The following is a 14,901-nucleotide window of genomic DNA, read 5'->3' on the forward strand; positions in this document are numbered from 1 at the left end:
TCCTTTTGATCAGGGGGTACCCGGGCCGGGGCCGCCGTGGGATGGCGGTCCCGGCCCGGTGCGGGGTGGATCAGTGGCCCCGGGTGGGCCGTTCGGCGAGGACCGCGGCCACGAACTCGGCCGGCGGCTGGTAGCCGTGCGCGGTGACGTAGTGGTGGATCAGCGTCGGGGCGGCGTACCCGGTGCCCTCGGTGGCGCCGACCCGGACCTCCGCCCTGCCGAGGAGCACGCTCGCGCCGTCGATCAGCACCCGCGTCCCCGCCGGTCGCTGCTCCGGGGCGCAGCCGGGCAGCCGGCAGCTGTGCGCGCCCCGGGTCCCGACGACCTGGCGGTGCGTGACCAGCCAGCCGAGGAGGGACACGAAGGCGGGGTCGACCGGGCCGGTCGGGAACCGGTGCTCCGGCTCCAGCCAGCCGACGGTGCGCAGGTCGGCCCAGACGACCTCGGCGTCGAGGTCCTCCTCGCCCTCCTCGATCAGGTAGGCGAGGACGTCCGGGTCGAGCGGCTCGGCCGGCGGGTACGGGCCGAGGTCGGCGAAGTACGTCACTGGATCTCCCGTTGCATGCGCATGCTCTGGCCGTCGCGGGGGTTGAGCCTCGGCGGCTCCGGCGGGGCGGTACCCCGCTCGTGGCACGCGCACGCCGCCCAGTGCACGGTGCCCATGTTCGGCCTGAGCATGGTGGACAACCGGGTCGTGCGGTCCACGACCCACGGGTTGCGGTTGTGCTGGATGGCCTCCGGCTCGATCGGGTGCAGCAGGTACGCCGGGATGCTCTGCCCCTCCGTGTAGACCCTCCGGGGCGTCACGTTCACGCCCCGTTCGATCCGGTTGCCGAGCCGGTCCTCGATCGTCCGGTTGTCCCGCGCGTACACGTTCACCGTGGTGCCCGGCGGCACGATGGTGTGCGGCGCGTCGATGTCGATCGACCCGTGTCCGCTGAACACGTGCTCGCCGTCGTCGCGGCCCCGGTTCGCCGGGTTGAACGGCCGCGCCCCGGTCGGCGCCGAGTGGTCGGCGGCGGGCGCGTCGTCGGTGGGCGCCCGGCGCGAGGAGGGCGACCGCCCGCCGGCCGGACCGCCGGGTTCACCGCCCTGCGCGTACCCGCTGGCGATCTTGCCGCCCATGTACAGGCCGCTGGCGACCACGCCCGACCCGGCCACGACGGCCCCCGCCGCCGCGGCCTCGCCGACCGCCGCGACCCCGCCCACGGCCGCGGCCATGCCCAGGGAGGACCCCCCGGCCAGGGCCCCGGCGCTGGCGTTGGCCGCCGCGCCCATCATCAGCGGGATGGCCGCCGGCATGATGACCGCCACCGCGACCACCGCCACGACCGCCACCACGATGGCGGTGACCGTGAGGATCTTGCCCCAGCTCCACCGGGTACCGGCCGGGTCCGACAGCGTCGACGGGTTGTTGTTGCTGTAGACGTACGCGTTGAGCTGCTGCGGATCCTTCTCGTTGAACTCGGGGTCCACGGAGATGAACCGGCCGGTGCCGGGGTCGTACTCGCGGGCCCCCAGGTGGGTCAGGCCGGTGTTGTCGTTGGTGCCGCCGACGAAGCCCTTGTCCATCGCCGCCGGCCACGTGCCGGAGGTGGACCGGACGCCGCCGAACGGGGTGTCCCGCCGCACCGACACGGCCTGGCCGACCGCCGCGACCGAGACGCCCGCCGTGCCGTGGTGGTCGCTGGACAGCCAGGTCAGCGCGGACCCGGACCGGACCGCAACCTGGCTGCCGGCGTGCTTGTAGTACCGGGTGCCGGTCCTCACCCCGGTGCCGGTGGCGTACCGGATCTCCTGGCCCGGCAGGTACAGCGTCGTGCCCGCCGGATCGGTGCGCAGCAGCCGCCCGCCGCCCACGTCGTACGTGTACTGGGTGCTCCCCGAACCGTCGACCGCCTTGGCGAGGTGGCCCTCGGCGTCCCAGGTCAGGGTCTGCGCACCGGAGGCGACCGGCCGGCTGACCGTGTTGCCGGCCTCGTCGTACCGCCAGGCGCGCGCGGTCGTGCCGTCGGTGCTGCCGGTCAGCTGGTGCGTACCCGGCTTGACGGTGTAGGTCGTGCTCTTGTTGCCCGCCGCCGCGTGCTCGACGAACGCCGTGCGGTTGCCCGCGAGGTCGAAGTCGAACTCGTGCCAGTACTTCGCGGGCCCGCCCAGCGCGCCCACCGTCGGGGCCGGCGCGCAGTTCCCGTCGGCCGGGGTCCACGCGTCGGTGGTCCGGCGGAGGTTGTCCGACCGGAAACACTGGGTGTCCCCCGAGACCAGGTCGGCCATCCGGGTCACGTTGCCGGCCGGGTCGTAGGAGTACCGGACGTCGGCGACGTCGGCCGGCGCGGTCTGCCTGGACGTCCAGACCTGGGCCAGCCGCCGGGTGTCGGACTCGTAGGTCCGGGTGACGCCGACGACGTTGCCGTTGTTGTTCCGCAGCGTGTAGGCGCCGACCTCGCCGAACGAGGTGTAGCCGGTGGTGGTCACCAGGTCCGTCTCGGCGCTGGTGCCGTACCCCGAGCGCACGGTCGTCGACTGCCCGAGGGCGTCGTAGCCGTACTTCAGGGTCTCCTTCTTGACGTCACCGGCGGCCGGGAGCTGCGCGGTGTACGGCGAACCGTCCTGGTTGTAGGTGTAGACGTAGTCGTACGTGCCGCCCACCGTCGTGCCGGGGACCGTGAACCGGACGGTGGTCGGCTGGTAGTCGGCGGTGAGACCGACCGTCTCCTGGGTGTAGGTGTCCGCGCCGACGTGCCGGACGGCCTTCGTCATCTTGCCGAGCGCGAGGGTGTCGAAGGTCCACTCCGCGCGCACCGGTCCGGTGACCGACCCGTCCCGCACGCTCGTCCGGCGGCCGATCGGGTCGTACGTGTACGCCAGGACGGTGCCCCGGGCGTCCTTCGTGGTCTGCTCCTGGCCGTACGCGTCGTACGTCGAGGTGGCCGTGCCCTTGTCCGGGTCGGTGATCGTCAGGACCCTGCCGTGCAGGTCGTAGGTGTAGTCCCAGTGGTTGCCGCCCGGGCCGGTGACCCGGGACAGCTGGCCCTTGGCGGTGTAGGCGTAGCGGGTCGCGTCGTAGCCCGCCGGGTCGGCCGAGCCGGCCGGCACACCCGCGTGGTACTGCCGCAGCTCGGCCGTCTTCCCCGCCGCGTCGAGCACCTTCGACATCACCGTGTCGCCCCGCGGCGGGGTGCTGTCGATCCGGTCCCCGCCGTAGGAGGTGCTGGTCCGCCACTTCTCCACCCCGCCGGGGCTGCCGCCGGGCGGCGCGTTGAGCAGGGTGATGGCGGCGGTGATCCGGGCCGCGCCGTCGTAGACGGACACGTCCTGCACCGGGATGGCCTCGGTCGAGCGGATCAGGTCCGTACTCATCGACTGGGTCGACAGGTAGGGCTTGCTCACCCGGGTGGCCCGGCCGGCCGTGTCGTAGAGCGTGTCGGTGACGACCGCCCTGGCCGAGCCCGCCGCGTCCGGCACCTGGTTCTGCCGGAGCCGGAGCAGCCCGTCGTGCAGCTGGTGGGACACCGCGTACCCGCCGGACGCGTTGAGCTTGCGGGTGGTGATCACGGTCGGCGCGGTGTTGCGCACCAGGTACGAGTAGCTGATGTTCGCGCTGGCGCCGCCCGCCCGGTCCCGGCCCGGCTTCCAGATCCCGACGGTGCGGCCGAGGCCGTCGTACGCGTGCTCGGTCCGGCGCTGGTTCGGGTCGGTCTCCACGAGGACCGACCCCCACGCGGGCTCGAACGTCTTCGTGGTCCTCCAGCCCAGCGGCTCCGTGGTCTCGACCTGGGTGACGGGGCCGCCGGCCGCCGGGGTGTAGACCGTCTTCGTCGGGTTGCCCCGGACGTCCGTGCGGTCCAGGCCCCGGCCGTAGGCGTCGTACGTGCTGGTCGTGGACTGGAACGTCGGGTTGCCCGCGTTGTACGCCCTGAGCGACTCGGTCCGGGTGATGTCGCCCTTCGTCGGGGCGGCGCCGAGGGCCCCGCCGTCGTAGAAGGTCCGGTCGTCGGCGATCACGTCGGCGTCGGTCAGTCCGCCGGCCTGCACCTTCGCGCAGGTCACGGCGTAGGAGTGCTGGCGGGACGGGGACTGGACCATCCAGGCCGCCGTGTTGCGGGCGTACTCGGCGAGGACGCACTTCTCGTCCCCGGCCACCTGGTCGTCGCCCAGGTCCTCGGTCTTCACCGGGGCCCCGTAGGCGTCGTGGAACGTCGTCTCGGTGGTGGTGCGGGCGGGCCGGCCGCCGTCCAGGGCCGTCCGGGTGTACTTGCCGGCCTTGCCGGTGTACCGCGCGTGCACCGTGGAGCCGTTGACCGTCCGGCTGACCGTCGGCGGATCCGACTGCCACAGGGCGTAGGACTCGGCGGACACCTCCGCGCCGCCCGGCCCGTCGAAGGTGACCTTCTCCCGGAGCTGGCCGGCGAACGCCTCCTCGTCGGTGATCGCCGGGGCGCCGCCGGCGGCGGGCAGGGTGCCGCCCATGCCGCGGTAGTACCGGTTCTCGGCGGACGTCTGCGAACCCGGGTCGCCCCTGGTCTCGCGGACCGCGCCGTAGCCCCGCCACACGGACCAGGTCTTGTAGTCCTTGCCGATCAGGCCGTCGTCGTCGGTGTAGTGCCACGCGGGATCGCCGACGTAGTCGTACTTCGTGATCTTGCGCGGCGCGCCGCCCGTGAGGTCGGTCTCGGTGACCACCTTGACCACGTACTTGTGGAAGTAGTCGAGGATCGGGGCCTTCTTGCCGTCCGGCACCCACTTCACCGGGTAGCACAGCAGGTGGTTGTCCTTCAGGTTGTTCCCGTCGGGCATCCGCGAACCGGCCACGCAGTCCTGGTCGGAGTACGTGATCTCGACCTTGCCGCCGGACTCGGTGTCGATGGCCTTGATCCGCCACCAGTTCATCGCCGCGTACTGGTCCGTGGTGGTGTCCACCCGGTTGTTCAGCTGGGTCCCGGTGAACACGATGTCGGGGGTGTCCGCCGCCGCGCCGACCAGGCCCTTGTGCGCGATCCGGTCCAGCCACAGGCCGGCGCGGGTGCCGTCGCCCGGGTTCGGGTAGGAGTGCGTCAGGGTCCAGGACTCGACGTCGTCGGTACCGGCGAACGTGGTCACCTTGCTGAGCCGCTGGGTGGTCCAGAACGTCGGCGCGTACACCTTGCAGGGGCTCTTGTCGCAGGACTGGTCCCACGGCACGTCCGTCCAGTGCGTCGCGTCCTTCGTGCCGCAGTCGGCGGCGCACCGGTCGGCCGTCTCGAACTCCACGTGCAGCGGCGCGGCCTCGGTCCGGTCGGTCCGGGTGCCGTAGTCGATCCGCTTCGGGTACGCCGCCCGGTCGTAGGTCACCGCGTCGGTGTCCTTGAGGTTCCTGGCGTACTTGTTGGTCTCCTTGGTGTAGGAGTACGTCATCGTGTTGCCGTGCGGGTCGACGACGTGGTCGAGGTACCAGCGCCAGGCCTGGGTGCAGAACGAGTCCGCGAACGCCGTGGCGTGGCAGGGCTCGCCGGGGTGGTTGCCGGCCACGGGCACCTTGAGGGTGCTGGCCGCCTTGTCGCCGAAGTAGTACTTCACGCCGTCGCCGGTGGTGACGACCCAGTACTCGCCGTTGCGTGCGCCGTTGCCCGAGCTCGTCTCCCGGGTGATCCGGGTGCCGTCCTCGCTGCGCAGGTGCCACACCCCGGCGGAATCCTTGATCAGCTCACCGGCGTGCCCGGACATCGCCAGCGTCGCGTTGTCCGTGGCCCAGCACAGGTCGCCGTTCTTGACCGTGTTGTTCGCCTTCTTCGTGGCGTCGGTCGGCAGCGGGCCCATGTCCTGCTGACACGGCTGGTACTTGCGCTCGACGAACCCGGCGTCCAGGTCGAAGCCCTCGCCCACCCAGCTCGGCTGGTTGTTCGAGGCCGCCATCCGGCCGTCGACACTGGCCGAGGAGTACGCCAGCGCCAGGGTCGGCGCGGGGCCGCCCGGGCCCGGCGGGGTCCGCAGCGGGTAGTTCCAGGTGAACTCGCCCGTGTGGGTACCGGCGCTCCACACGCCGGCCGAGGCCAGCGACGTCGCGGCGTAGTCACCGGCCGGGCCGGACGGGCCGGCGGTGAGGCCAAGCAGGGCGCCGTCCGACTGGGTGGCCAGGCCGGTGGCCGGGGAGCCCGGGCCGGTCACGGCCACCGTCGCCGACACCGTGTTGGCGCGCGCGTCGTTGGCCGACTCGAGGACGCGGCCCTGACAGCCGGGCACGTCCGGAGTGGTCAGCGCGCACTCGGGCAGGGCGGTGAGGCGCAGGCGCTGGGCCCAGTCGGCCCCGTGGGCGCCCCGGAACGCGGAGTAGTCGACGGACACCTTCGCCGGGCCGTCGCCGGCCAGGCTGGACACCCGGAACAGCAGGGCGTCGGCGCCGGCTCTCGTGCCGGCCGCGTGGTCGTAGGTGCGGACCCGGAGCTTGGCCGGGGTGGCGTTTCCGGGGGCGGCGGCGCCGGGCGCGCGGGCAGCGTCGGCGGGGGCGGCCTGCGCCGGGGCCGGCCCGACCCATACCGGGGAGCTACCCGCGCGCACCGCGCCGGGGGCCTGCCCCGCGAGCCGGGACGCCGACCCGCCGAGCTCCACGTCGACACTGGCGGCGGCGGGCCAGACCGGGGCGGAGACCTTGAGGGGGGTACCGGTGGACTGCCGCGCCGCCGCGCCCGGCTTGACCCGGACCCCGGCGACGGGCCTCTCCTTCTGCGCCTTACCCGGGGTATACGGGGCCGCGAGGGCCGGGGGCGCACCGGTCAGGGAGGCCACCAGAGCGGCTCCCAGCACGAGGGTCAACCCTCGGGACCACCGGCCGCCCCGTGGCGGTCGGTGGGACAGGACTACGGGCATGGACGACACGCCTCCAGGCATGGTCGAGGGGAGCCGTCACGGAAGGTGACCGGCCGGGCGACGGTAGGGCCCCGGGCTGGATGGCGGCTGTACGGCCGCTGTCAGCCCAGGTCCGCCGGTCGTCCGGCATGCTGGAGGCAGGGTGGTGGCCCGTGGCGCGGCCGCGCGACGGGTGGGGGTCAGAGCTGGCGGAACGTGACGTTGGTCACGCCGCGTGACGGTCAGTCCCGGCCCTGCCAGGTGGTCACGCACGCCTCGTTGCCCTCGACGTCGGCCAGCACCCAGAAGGCCGGCGCCTCGGCGTCCGACACCAGCCGGCCGCCCGCGTCGAGCGCCGCCCGGACCCGGCGGTCCGCCTCGTCGTGCGGCACCGTGACGTCGACGTGGATCCGGTTGCGCTGCGGGCGCGGCGCGTCCATCCGCTGGAACCAGAACGTCGGCCCCGCCCGGTCCGGGTCGGCCAGGGCGTCCCCGCCGGGCACCTCGTCCGCGTAGCCCAGGACGGCCGCCCAGAACGGCCGGACGGCGGCGATGTCCAGCGCGTCGATCGCGATCTCCAGCAGCTGCACCGGCCGGGCCGGGTCGTCGGGCCCCGGGTGGGTGGGCCAGCCGTCCGCGCCCAGGGCCCGGGTGACCACGGCTGCCAGCTCGACCTCCCGGGTCGTGACCAGCCGGGCGCCGGGGGCGTGCAGGCTCACGGTCACCTGGTCGGGGCGCAGGTCGACCCGCAGGCTGTCGTCGGCGGCGGCCCCGCACGCGGCGGCGACCCGGGCCGCGACCGTGGCCCCCTCCGCGAAGGAGGAGACGCGCACCCGGGTGCGCACCTCCCCCAGGACCAGCCGCCAGCCGAGACCGGTGACCGCATCGGACGCTTCCCGCCGGGTGAGACTCATCCCCCGATGCTCCCACCCACCACCGACAGAACAGCCCCAGATGGGTACCGGGGGGCGCGGTGCGGTCGGCGACGGCGCCCCAATGCGCCCGCGCGGCCGCTGTCGGTGCGGCCGTTTTCGGCGCGGCCGTTTTCGGTGCGGCGGCGTCAGTGCGTGGCCGGGGTCAGCGTGCCGGAGGTGGAGATCTCCGCGAGGGCGCGCAGCGAGCCGGTGCCCGGGACGAAGTAGCCGTCGTGGCCGGCCGCCCCGTCCACCGGCAGCGGCCGGGCGCCGAAGTCCCGGTCCGTCGGGTCGGTGTCGTGGCCGAAGCCGAGGACCGTCGTGTTCGGGATCCGGCGCACCCAGTCGTCCCCGGTCTTCCCGGCCCAGACCCGGGCGTGCCCGCCGAGGTCGGCGGCGGTGTGCGCGCCGGTGCCGGGGCTGCCGAGGAACACCAGGTCCGTGACGCTGGCCGGCAGCGCGGCGGCGGCGTGCCCGACGACCACGGAGCCGTACGAGTGCCCGACGACCGTGATCGTGGCGCCCGGGTTCGCGGCGGTCAGCCCGGCCACGTACGCCTCCAGTTCGCGGGCGCCCACGTCGGCGCGCTCGCCCCGGGCGACGGCGAGGCTGGCACCCTTCGGCGGCAGGTACCCGAGCCAGGCGACCACGGCCACCCGGGGGTCGCGCGCCTCGGCGGCCAGCCACCGCGCCCAGTGGGCGGGCGCGCGGCGGGTCACGTCGCCGAGGCCCTCGCGGAAGTTGTCCGGCGTCACGCCCGCCCCGGGTACCAGGATCGTGATCCGGCTGGCGGCCCGGACGTCCCCGACGACCTCGGTGACCGCGACCAGGCCCGGGGACGGGTCGGCGACGGCGTGCGCGGCCGGCAGGACGGCGACCATGCCGAGGAACAGGGTGGCGGAGAGCGCGAGGCGTCGGATCATGGTCTAGACGCTGTCGTTTCCCGGCGCGGAAACCGTCACCCCCCGGAGTGGACTTCGGCGTAGCTCCGTGGGGTGACGGCGGGACCCGACCGGGACCTGCGGGGGACCTCCGGGTGGGCCGCCCCGGCCGGCGGAAGTCGGCGCGGCTGCGGGCGGGAGCCTCGGGTGGGGAGGCGGCGGGCCACGGATCAGGCGCGCGGCCCGGTCAGGATGAGGTCGGGTGGGCGATCAGGACCGGGCAGTGCGCGTGGTGGGCCAGCGCGTAGCCCACCGAGCCCAGCAGGAGGCTCCGCAGCCCGCCCCGCCCCCGGGACCCCACCACGACCATCCGAGCGTCCTCCGAGGCCGCCACGAGGGCCGCCGCCACATCCCTGTCCCGGCTCAGCACGGTCTCCACGGCCACGTCCGGGTACCGGCTCCGCCAGCGGGTCAGCGGGGCGTCCGGGTCCCCGTGCCCGACGTGCACGGCGCGCAACTGCCGGCCGTGCAGCACGGCCTCGTAGAACGCCAGGTCGACGGCCACGTCCGTCTCCGGCGCGTCGTCGACGCCCACCACGACCGGGCCCTCGGGGCGCGCCCCGCCCCGGACGACGACCGCCGGGCAGTGCGCGTGCGTGGCGACCTGGGTGGCGACCGAGCCGGCGAGGAGTTCGAGGAAGCCGCCGTGCCCGCGCGCGCCGACCACGACCAGGTCCGCCGCCCGGGACCGCTCGACGAGGACGGCCGACGGCCCGCCGGGGACCACCTCCTGGATGGTCTCCAGCCCGGGCCGGGTCCGCCGGACCTGCTCGGCGAGCTCCTCCAGGAAGCCGGGGACCGGATCGACGCCCGGGTCCGGGGCGCTCGTCGGGAACGGGGCGAGGAGCGGCGGCGACAGCATCAGGGCCGGCAGGGTGACGCAGAGCAGGTGCAGCGGCACCCGGCGGGCCACCGCCTCGTCGGCGGCGAACTCCACCGCGCCCCGGCTGCCGGTCGAGCCGTCGATCCCGACGACCACCCCGCGCGCGACACCGTCCCCCTCGGCCATGCCCCAGGCTACCCACGACGGGTACCAGCGGATCGGCGTTTTCCGGGTCTTCCCTGATGGCGGGGCCGCCGGGACGGTGTCACGATCGACGGATGGGCAAACTTCTGTTGTGGCTGGCCGTCGGGATCGTCGGTCTGGCCGTCGCCGGTTGGCTGGCGCTCAAGCTCATCGGCGCACTGCTCGGAATCCTCGGCTACCTCATCGTCGGCGCCGCGGTCGTCGGCGGCGCGTACTACCTGTACACCCGGGCCCGCAAGGCTCTGACCTCCGGTCGGACCGCCCACCGGATCGAGGCGGCGGTCCGGACCCGCGAGGCGCGCAACCACTAGGACGCACGCGTTCGGCCCGGCCCTCTCGGTCCGGGCCTTTCGCGTCTCCGGGTCACCGTGCCCGGTCCCGGTCGGGCCCACGCATGGCCCGCCCCGGCTCGGCGGCCGTCCGCTGGTCACGGCGTTGCCGGCTATTGTCGGGCGGGTTTGTCGGACCCGGTCACTAGGCTCAGGCCGTGCACACCGACCCGACCGAGGACCCGCGCGCCGCCGCCATCCGCGCGACCGCCTACGACCTGGCCCGCCACCTGCTCAACCCCCAGCTCCGCAAGGCGGTGCGCGCGGCGGCCCGGGGCAGGCGGGTCCGGCTCGTGGTCGCCGGGGCCGGCGAGGCGATCGGTGACGTGATCAGCCGGATCCGCCCCGGCACCGGCCAGCACATCCTCGCCATCGAGGACCCGGCCGAGCCCCTGGGCTACCGCCTGGTCCGGGTCGGCGGCTGACACACCCGAAGGCCCGGCGGCCACCCGCGAAGGGCGACCACCGGGCCTGGACGACGCGCGGCCGACGGTCCGAGCAGGGCGTCAGCCGCGACCGCTCACAGTTCGGCGAACCAGCGCACCGTCGCCGCCGTGCCCTGGATGTTCGAGCTCAGGTGCGCCGACCCGTTGTAGTCACCCTCGGTGAAGGTGGTCAGGTGCGGGTCGACCCCGTGTCCGCGCAGGCTGGCCGCGCACCGGGCCGTGTTGGCGTTGGCCGCCTGCTCGTCCTTCACGATCTCGAACAGCCGCACCGGGGCCTTCGGGGTCCAGTCCGTGCAGACCGCGTCGGTGACCCGCAGTTCCGCCGCCAACGACGCCGGGGGGTTGCGGAGCAGTTCGAAGCCGCGTGGCTTGAGCAGGTCCTTGAGGCTCTCCGGGGTCTCCCGGAACAGCACCTGGCCGGGGACGGAGCCGTCGAACAGGGCCTCGATCTTGTGCGCGTAGCCGTCCTGGAACACCTCGGCGGGGTCGGTGTAGAAGTGCGCCCGCCGGTTGAAGGTGACCAGGAACAGCGCCGTGTAGAGCACGCTCAGCTTCGGCTCGAGTTCCTTGTTGAGCAGAGCGGGGATCTCGGCGCCCCGGAAGTCGTACGCGCCGCTGATCGGGGCGACGGCCGCGAGGCGGAACCACGGGTCGCCGCCGGCCTCCAGTTCCCGGCCGAGGCCGAGGGCGGCGGAGGCACCCTGGGAGAAGCCGGCGGCCAGTACCTGCCGCTTCAGGGCCTTGCCCTTGGTGGGTACGAACTCGCGCGCCGCCCGCAGCAGGTCCAGCGAGGCGGTGGTCTCCGACGGGATGTGCATCCACGGGTGCGGCCCGGGGCCGGTACCCATCCCGAGGTAGTCGGGGCTGACGGCGGCGAACCCGGCGGCCGCGTAGGTGAGCGCCGGGGCCTGGGCCCAGCCGTCCTCGGCCGGCGCGGAGGGCGCGTCGCCCCGGTAGGTGGTGGTGCCGTGCGCGTAGGACACGGTGCGCAGCTCGCGGACGTGGTTGCGGGGCAGCGCGACGAGCCCGCTGGCCGTGGTGGGCCGGCCGGCGACGTCCACGGTGCGGTAGACGAGCCGGTAGGTGTCGACGCCGTACCGGACCGCGCCCGCGTCGAACTCCGCGCCCCGCAGCTCGGCGGCGACCTCGTCGGCGGAGTGGTAGGTGCGCATCGCCGTGGCGGAGACCAGTCGGCCCCGGGCGTCGCCGGACGCGGTGGCGGGGCCGGCCGCGGTGCCGAGCGTGCCGGCCACGAGCCCGGCGAGCAGGAGTCCGGCGGTGACCCGGCGGGCTCCTCGTCCTGAGTAGATCTTCATGGTGTCGACGCTAGTTTCGGGGCGGGCCGGCCGGAATCCTGTCCGCCCCCGTTCCGGTGGTACGGCTAGCCCTACCTACGCGGGAAGGCGGGCCCCGTGGACACGGGACCCGCCTTCTTCGTCACGCCGTGTTACGAGGCGCTGCCGTACACCGACAGCTCCGAGGTGGAGACGTAGGTGCAGCCGCCGAACGCGCCGGGGCAGGTGCCGCCGACGTCGGCGAGCTGGTTGCTCAGCATCGTGTAGCGGAGGAACTTCACGCCGGCCGCCGAGCCCGCGTTCAGCGGGACCGTCACGTTCTGGCCGCGCTGCGGGACCCCGAAGTGACCGGTCGAGGCCACCGTCCAGGTCACGCCGTCGGCCGAGGACTCCAGCTTGTAGTCGCCCACGCCCGCGCTGCCGCCGACGCCGCACGCGGCGGTCGGGTTGATGACCAGCTTGGAGATGTTGACCGCCGCCGGCAGCTTGATGATGACGAACCGCGAACGGATCGTCGTCGGGCCGGTGAAGGACGCGTCGGACACCCAGCCGGAGCCGACCGACTGGTCGATCAGCGCGACCTGGTTGCAGCCGCCGCCGAAGTTCGGGCCGTTGGAGCCCGTGATCGCGCCGCCGCCGCCGACCGACGCCCACTCGCGGGCCATGGCGAAGTTCGCCACGGTGCTCGGGGTGTTGACCGTCTTCGGGCCGGCCACCGTGTCGTAGCCGCCACCGACGGCGCTGAACTTGGTGTACGGGCCGTAGGTGACGCCGCTGATCGTGTAGGTGCCGTCCGCGGCGGTGACCGCGTTCAGGTTGCCGCCGATGGTGCCGGAGTGGCCACCGAAGGAGACGTTGACGCCCGCGACCGGCGCGCCGGTGACGTTGTCGGTCACGGTGCCGGAGACGGTGCCCTGCGCGGTGCCGGGGGCCGGCGGCAGGCTGAAGTCCTCGGCCGGGGCCGAGTCGTCACCGTCGATGGCGCCGGCGAAGTAGCCCATGCCGCGCGCCGCGAAGGTCTTCCAGATCACGTCGCGGTACTTGCCGCCGTAGACGACCGTGTCGGCGAGCAGGATCGCGTTGCGCTCGTCGAGGAACGACGGGTTGGACGGGGACAGCTCCATGGCCCGGGTCACCAGGGACTCGGACACGTCGCTGCCGACCTCGCACCGCAGGTCCCACAGGGTCTCGACCCAGATCTCGCCGTCGGCGTGCACCTCGGGGCCACCGGCGGAGATCTTGCCGAAGTCGCCGTAGGTGAAGCCGCCGGGGCCGCTGCGCGCGCCGCCCGGGCAGGCCGCGTCGACGACGCCGACCTTGCAGTCGATCGGCTGGGTCCGGATGCCGTCGGTGCCGTGCCCGACGTAGTCACCGATCCGCAGGTCGGCCGCGTTCTTGCGGTCGGGCTGCGAGCCCTCCTTCACGAGCAGGTCCATCGCGTACCAGTCGGACCAGGCCTCGCCCATCGAGCCGGCCTGCACCGGGCCGAGGGTCGACATGCCGTTGGCGTCCACGACGAGCCGGTTCGACAGGCCGTGGGTGTACTCGTGGTAGACGATGTCGGCAGCGTCGCCGCTGTTGCCCGACAGCCAGTTGAAGTTGCCGTCGTCGTAGAACAGGTACATCTGCATCCGCGGCGGGGTGCCGTCGACCGGGGTGTCCATGTTCGCGTTGTTGGCGTTGCCGCCCGGCAGTCCGTTGGCCGTGTTGGCCCCGTCCATCGCCTCGCCCTGGACGGCGTCGCCGTCACGGGCGTCGAAGTTGCCGGCCTCGCGGGTGAAGCCGACCGTGCCGCCCTCCAGGTGGTCGTGGAACTTGCCCAGGAAGTAGGACAGCTGCACGGCGTTCTGGTTGGCGTTGGTCCGCCAGGAGCCGGGGACGGCCGGGTTCCAGGAGCACTGGTAGTGGCTGGAGCACGGCGGGCCGTCGACCTTGATGAAGTTCTTGAAGCCGTACTCGAAGGTGCCGGCGGCGTTCGGGCCGACCTCCTCGTCCGCGTCGGCCACGTCGTTGTTGTTCAGGTCCAGGTACACGTGCGCGTACGTACCCGACAGGTTCTTCGCGCCCGGCGCGACACCCGGCAGGGTGGTCGGCTGGGTGTCCCCGCCGCGCAGCGCGCCCGGGTGGTTGTTCCAGGTGCTGGCCTTGGCCTGGTTCGGGTCGGCCTCGTGGTTGATCAGGCTCTTGCGGTAGAGCACCTGACCGGTCTCGGCGTCGAGGACGTGCAGGTAGTGCTCGTCCTTGGACGGCCGGACGGAGACCTGCCACGCGAGGCGCGGGCCGGACGCGGTCTGGAAGACGACCTGCTGGGCGGTCGAGTCCTTGGCGACGGGCGCGTCGGCGTTGCCGCCGACGTCCTTGAGCGCCGCGCCCCGGGCGGTGGTGGCGTTCAGCTTCGGGGCCGCGAACCCGGTCGGCAGCGAGGCGACCGGGGAGCCGTCGAGGGAGATCAGCGAACCGTCCTTGGCGATGTGCGCCTTGAGACCGTTGTTGAAGACCGTGACGCCGTTGACCTTCTGCACGAAGGACAGGTGACGGGTACCGGCGATGTCGACGTACTCCTGGCGGAGCACCAGCCCGTCGATGTCGGCGTTCTTGAGCCCGAACGCGTCGGCGTGCGTGCGGACGTAGTTGATGGCGATCTGGGCCGGGTTGGCCGTGCTCGGGCCGGCGAGGTAGCCGTCGAGCTTGCTGACGGTGCGCGGGGTACCGGTCAGCGGGTCGAGGTCCACGGTGCCCTGAACGCCGAGCTCGGCCTTCAGCGCGCGCAGTCCGGGACGCGGGGCCGCGGCGAGGGCGGCGGCCTTGACCTGCAGCGTACGGCGGCTGGCGGCGGCGGTACGCGAGTCGAAGAACCCGCCCTGGTCGCCCTTCGCGTTGTCGCCGAACGAGGACAGCGGGGCCTGCGCGCCGCGTCCGTTCAGGCCCGGGTCACCCTGCGCCACGGCAGGCGCCACGCCCACGGCGAGCACGGCCACGACGGCCGGGATCAGCCGGCCGTAGGCGAGGCGGCGCCGAGGGGACGGTGAGGGTAATGCCATTGGAACCCCCTGGTTGAACAAGTTAGGGATGTCAACTCGACATCTCCGCACCCGGCAGCCTTGTGGTTCCTAACAGGAGGACACAA

General features: G+C 73.6%; 9 protein-coding genes. 2 read left to right on the top strand and 7 right to left on the bottom strand.

What is annotated here, in order from left to right; all coding sequences use genetic code 11:
• Positions 1 to 70 precede the first annotated feature (70 nt).
• The 5 genes from AB0M43_RS28070 to AB0M43_RS28090 all read right to left on the bottom strand — a co-directional run bounded on the left by AB0M43_RS28070 (position 71) and on the right by AB0M43_RS28090 (position 9,686).
• Positions 71 to 547, bottom strand: coding sequence for a hypothetical protein (locus tag AB0M43_RS28070; protein WP_363728772.1), 477 nt, complete (start codon positions 545 to 547; stop codon positions 71 to 73).
• A complete protein-coding gene (locus tag AB0M43_RS28075) occupies positions 544 to 6,780 on the bottom strand; it encodes a putative adhesin (protein WP_363728773.1) in 6,237 nt (2,078 codons plus the stop codon). Before AB0M43_RS28075 ends, AB0M43_RS28070 begins: the two co-directional genes overlap by 4 nt.
• A gap of 284 nt (positions 6,781 to 7,064) precedes the next feature.
• Positions 7,065 to 7,736 carry a VOC family protein gene (locus tag AB0M43_RS28080; RefSeq protein WP_363728774.1) on the bottom strand — a complete coding sequence of 224 codons (672 nt, stop codon included), beginning with the start codon at positions 7,734 to 7,736 and terminating at the stop codon, positions 7,065 to 7,067.
• A gap of 146 nt (positions 7,737 to 7,882) precedes the next feature.
• On the bottom strand, positions 7,883 to 8,659 hold the full coding sequence (locus tag AB0M43_RS28085; protein WP_363728775.1) for an alpha/beta hydrolase: 777 nt from the start codon (positions 8,657 to 8,659) through the stop codon (positions 7,883 to 7,885).
• Positions 8,660 to 8,864: 205 nt separating this feature from the next.
• Entirely contained in the window at positions 8,865 to 9,686 is an 822-nt protein-coding gene (locus AB0M43_RS28090) for a universal stress protein (RefSeq protein ID WP_363728776.1), read from the bottom strand.
• A 92-nt stretch (positions 9,687 to 9,778) separates the two neighbouring features.
• Between AB0M43_RS28090 and AB0M43_RS28095 the strand changes: the two genes are divergently transcribed.
• Together AB0M43_RS28095 and AB0M43_RS28100 are read left to right on the top strand one after the other, a co-directional pair.
• The gene (locus AB0M43_RS28095) at positions 9,779 to 10,015 is read left to right on the top strand and encodes a hypothetical protein (RefSeq protein ID WP_363728777.1); all 237 of its coding nucleotides are present in this window, start codon (positions 9,779 to 9,781) and stop codon (positions 10,013 to 10,015) included.
• 176 nt (positions 10,016 to 10,191) lie between these two features.
• Complete coding sequence (locus AB0M43_RS28100) at positions 10,192 to 10,458, top strand: hypothetical protein (protein ID WP_363728778.1); 267 nt, start codon at positions 10,192 to 10,194, stop codon at positions 10,456 to 10,458.
• A gap of 95 nt (positions 10,459 to 10,553) precedes the next feature.
• Here AB0M43_RS28100 and AB0M43_RS28105 read toward each other — a convergent pair whose 3' ends face one another.
• Both AB0M43_RS28105 and AB0M43_RS28110 read right to left on the bottom strand, forming a co-directional pair.
• Complete coding sequence (locus AB0M43_RS28105) at positions 10,554 to 11,795, bottom strand: lipase (protein ID WP_363728779.1); 1,242 nt, start codon at positions 11,793 to 11,795, stop codon at positions 10,554 to 10,556.
• 131 nt (positions 11,796 to 11,926) lie between these two features.
• Complete coding sequence (locus AB0M43_RS28110; protein ID WP_363728780.1) at positions 11,927 to 14,815, bottom strand: M36 family metallopeptidase; 2,889 nt, start codon at positions 14,813 to 14,815, stop codon at positions 11,927 to 11,929.
• Positions 14,816 to 14,901 lie beyond the last annotated feature (86 nt).

It is taken from the genome of Longispora sp. NPDC051575 (assembly GCF_040681875.1).
GTDB lineage: Bacteria > Actinomycetota > Actinomycetes > Mycobacteriales > Micromonosporaceae > Longispora.

Excerpts from the sequence above, each read along its gene's own strand:
- AB0M43_RS28090 (WP_363728776.1), bottom strand. The coding sequence starts at position 9,686 with ATGGCCGAGGGGGACGGTGTCGCGCGCGGGGTGGTCGTCGGGATCGAC.
- AB0M43_RS28080 (WP_363728774.1), bottom strand. The coding sequence starts at position 7,736 with ATGAGTCTCACCCGGCGGGAAGCGTCCGATGCGGTCACCGGTCTCGGC.
- AB0M43_RS28105 (WP_363728779.1), bottom strand. The coding sequence starts at position 11,795 with ATGAAGATCTACTCAGGACGAGGAGCCCGCCGGGTCACCGCCGGACTC.
- AB0M43_RS28085 (WP_363728775.1), bottom strand. The coding sequence starts at position 8,659 with ATGATCCGACGCCTCGCGCTCTCCGCCACCCTGTTCCTCGGCATGGTC.
- AB0M43_RS28110 (WP_363728780.1), bottom strand. The coding sequence starts at position 14,815 with ATGGCATTACCCTCACCGTCCCCTCGGCGCCGCCTCGCCTACGGCCGG.
- AB0M43_RS28095 (WP_363728777.1), top strand. The coding sequence starts at position 9,779 with ATGGGCAAACTTCTGTTGTGGCTGGCCGTCGGGATCGTCGGTCTGGCC.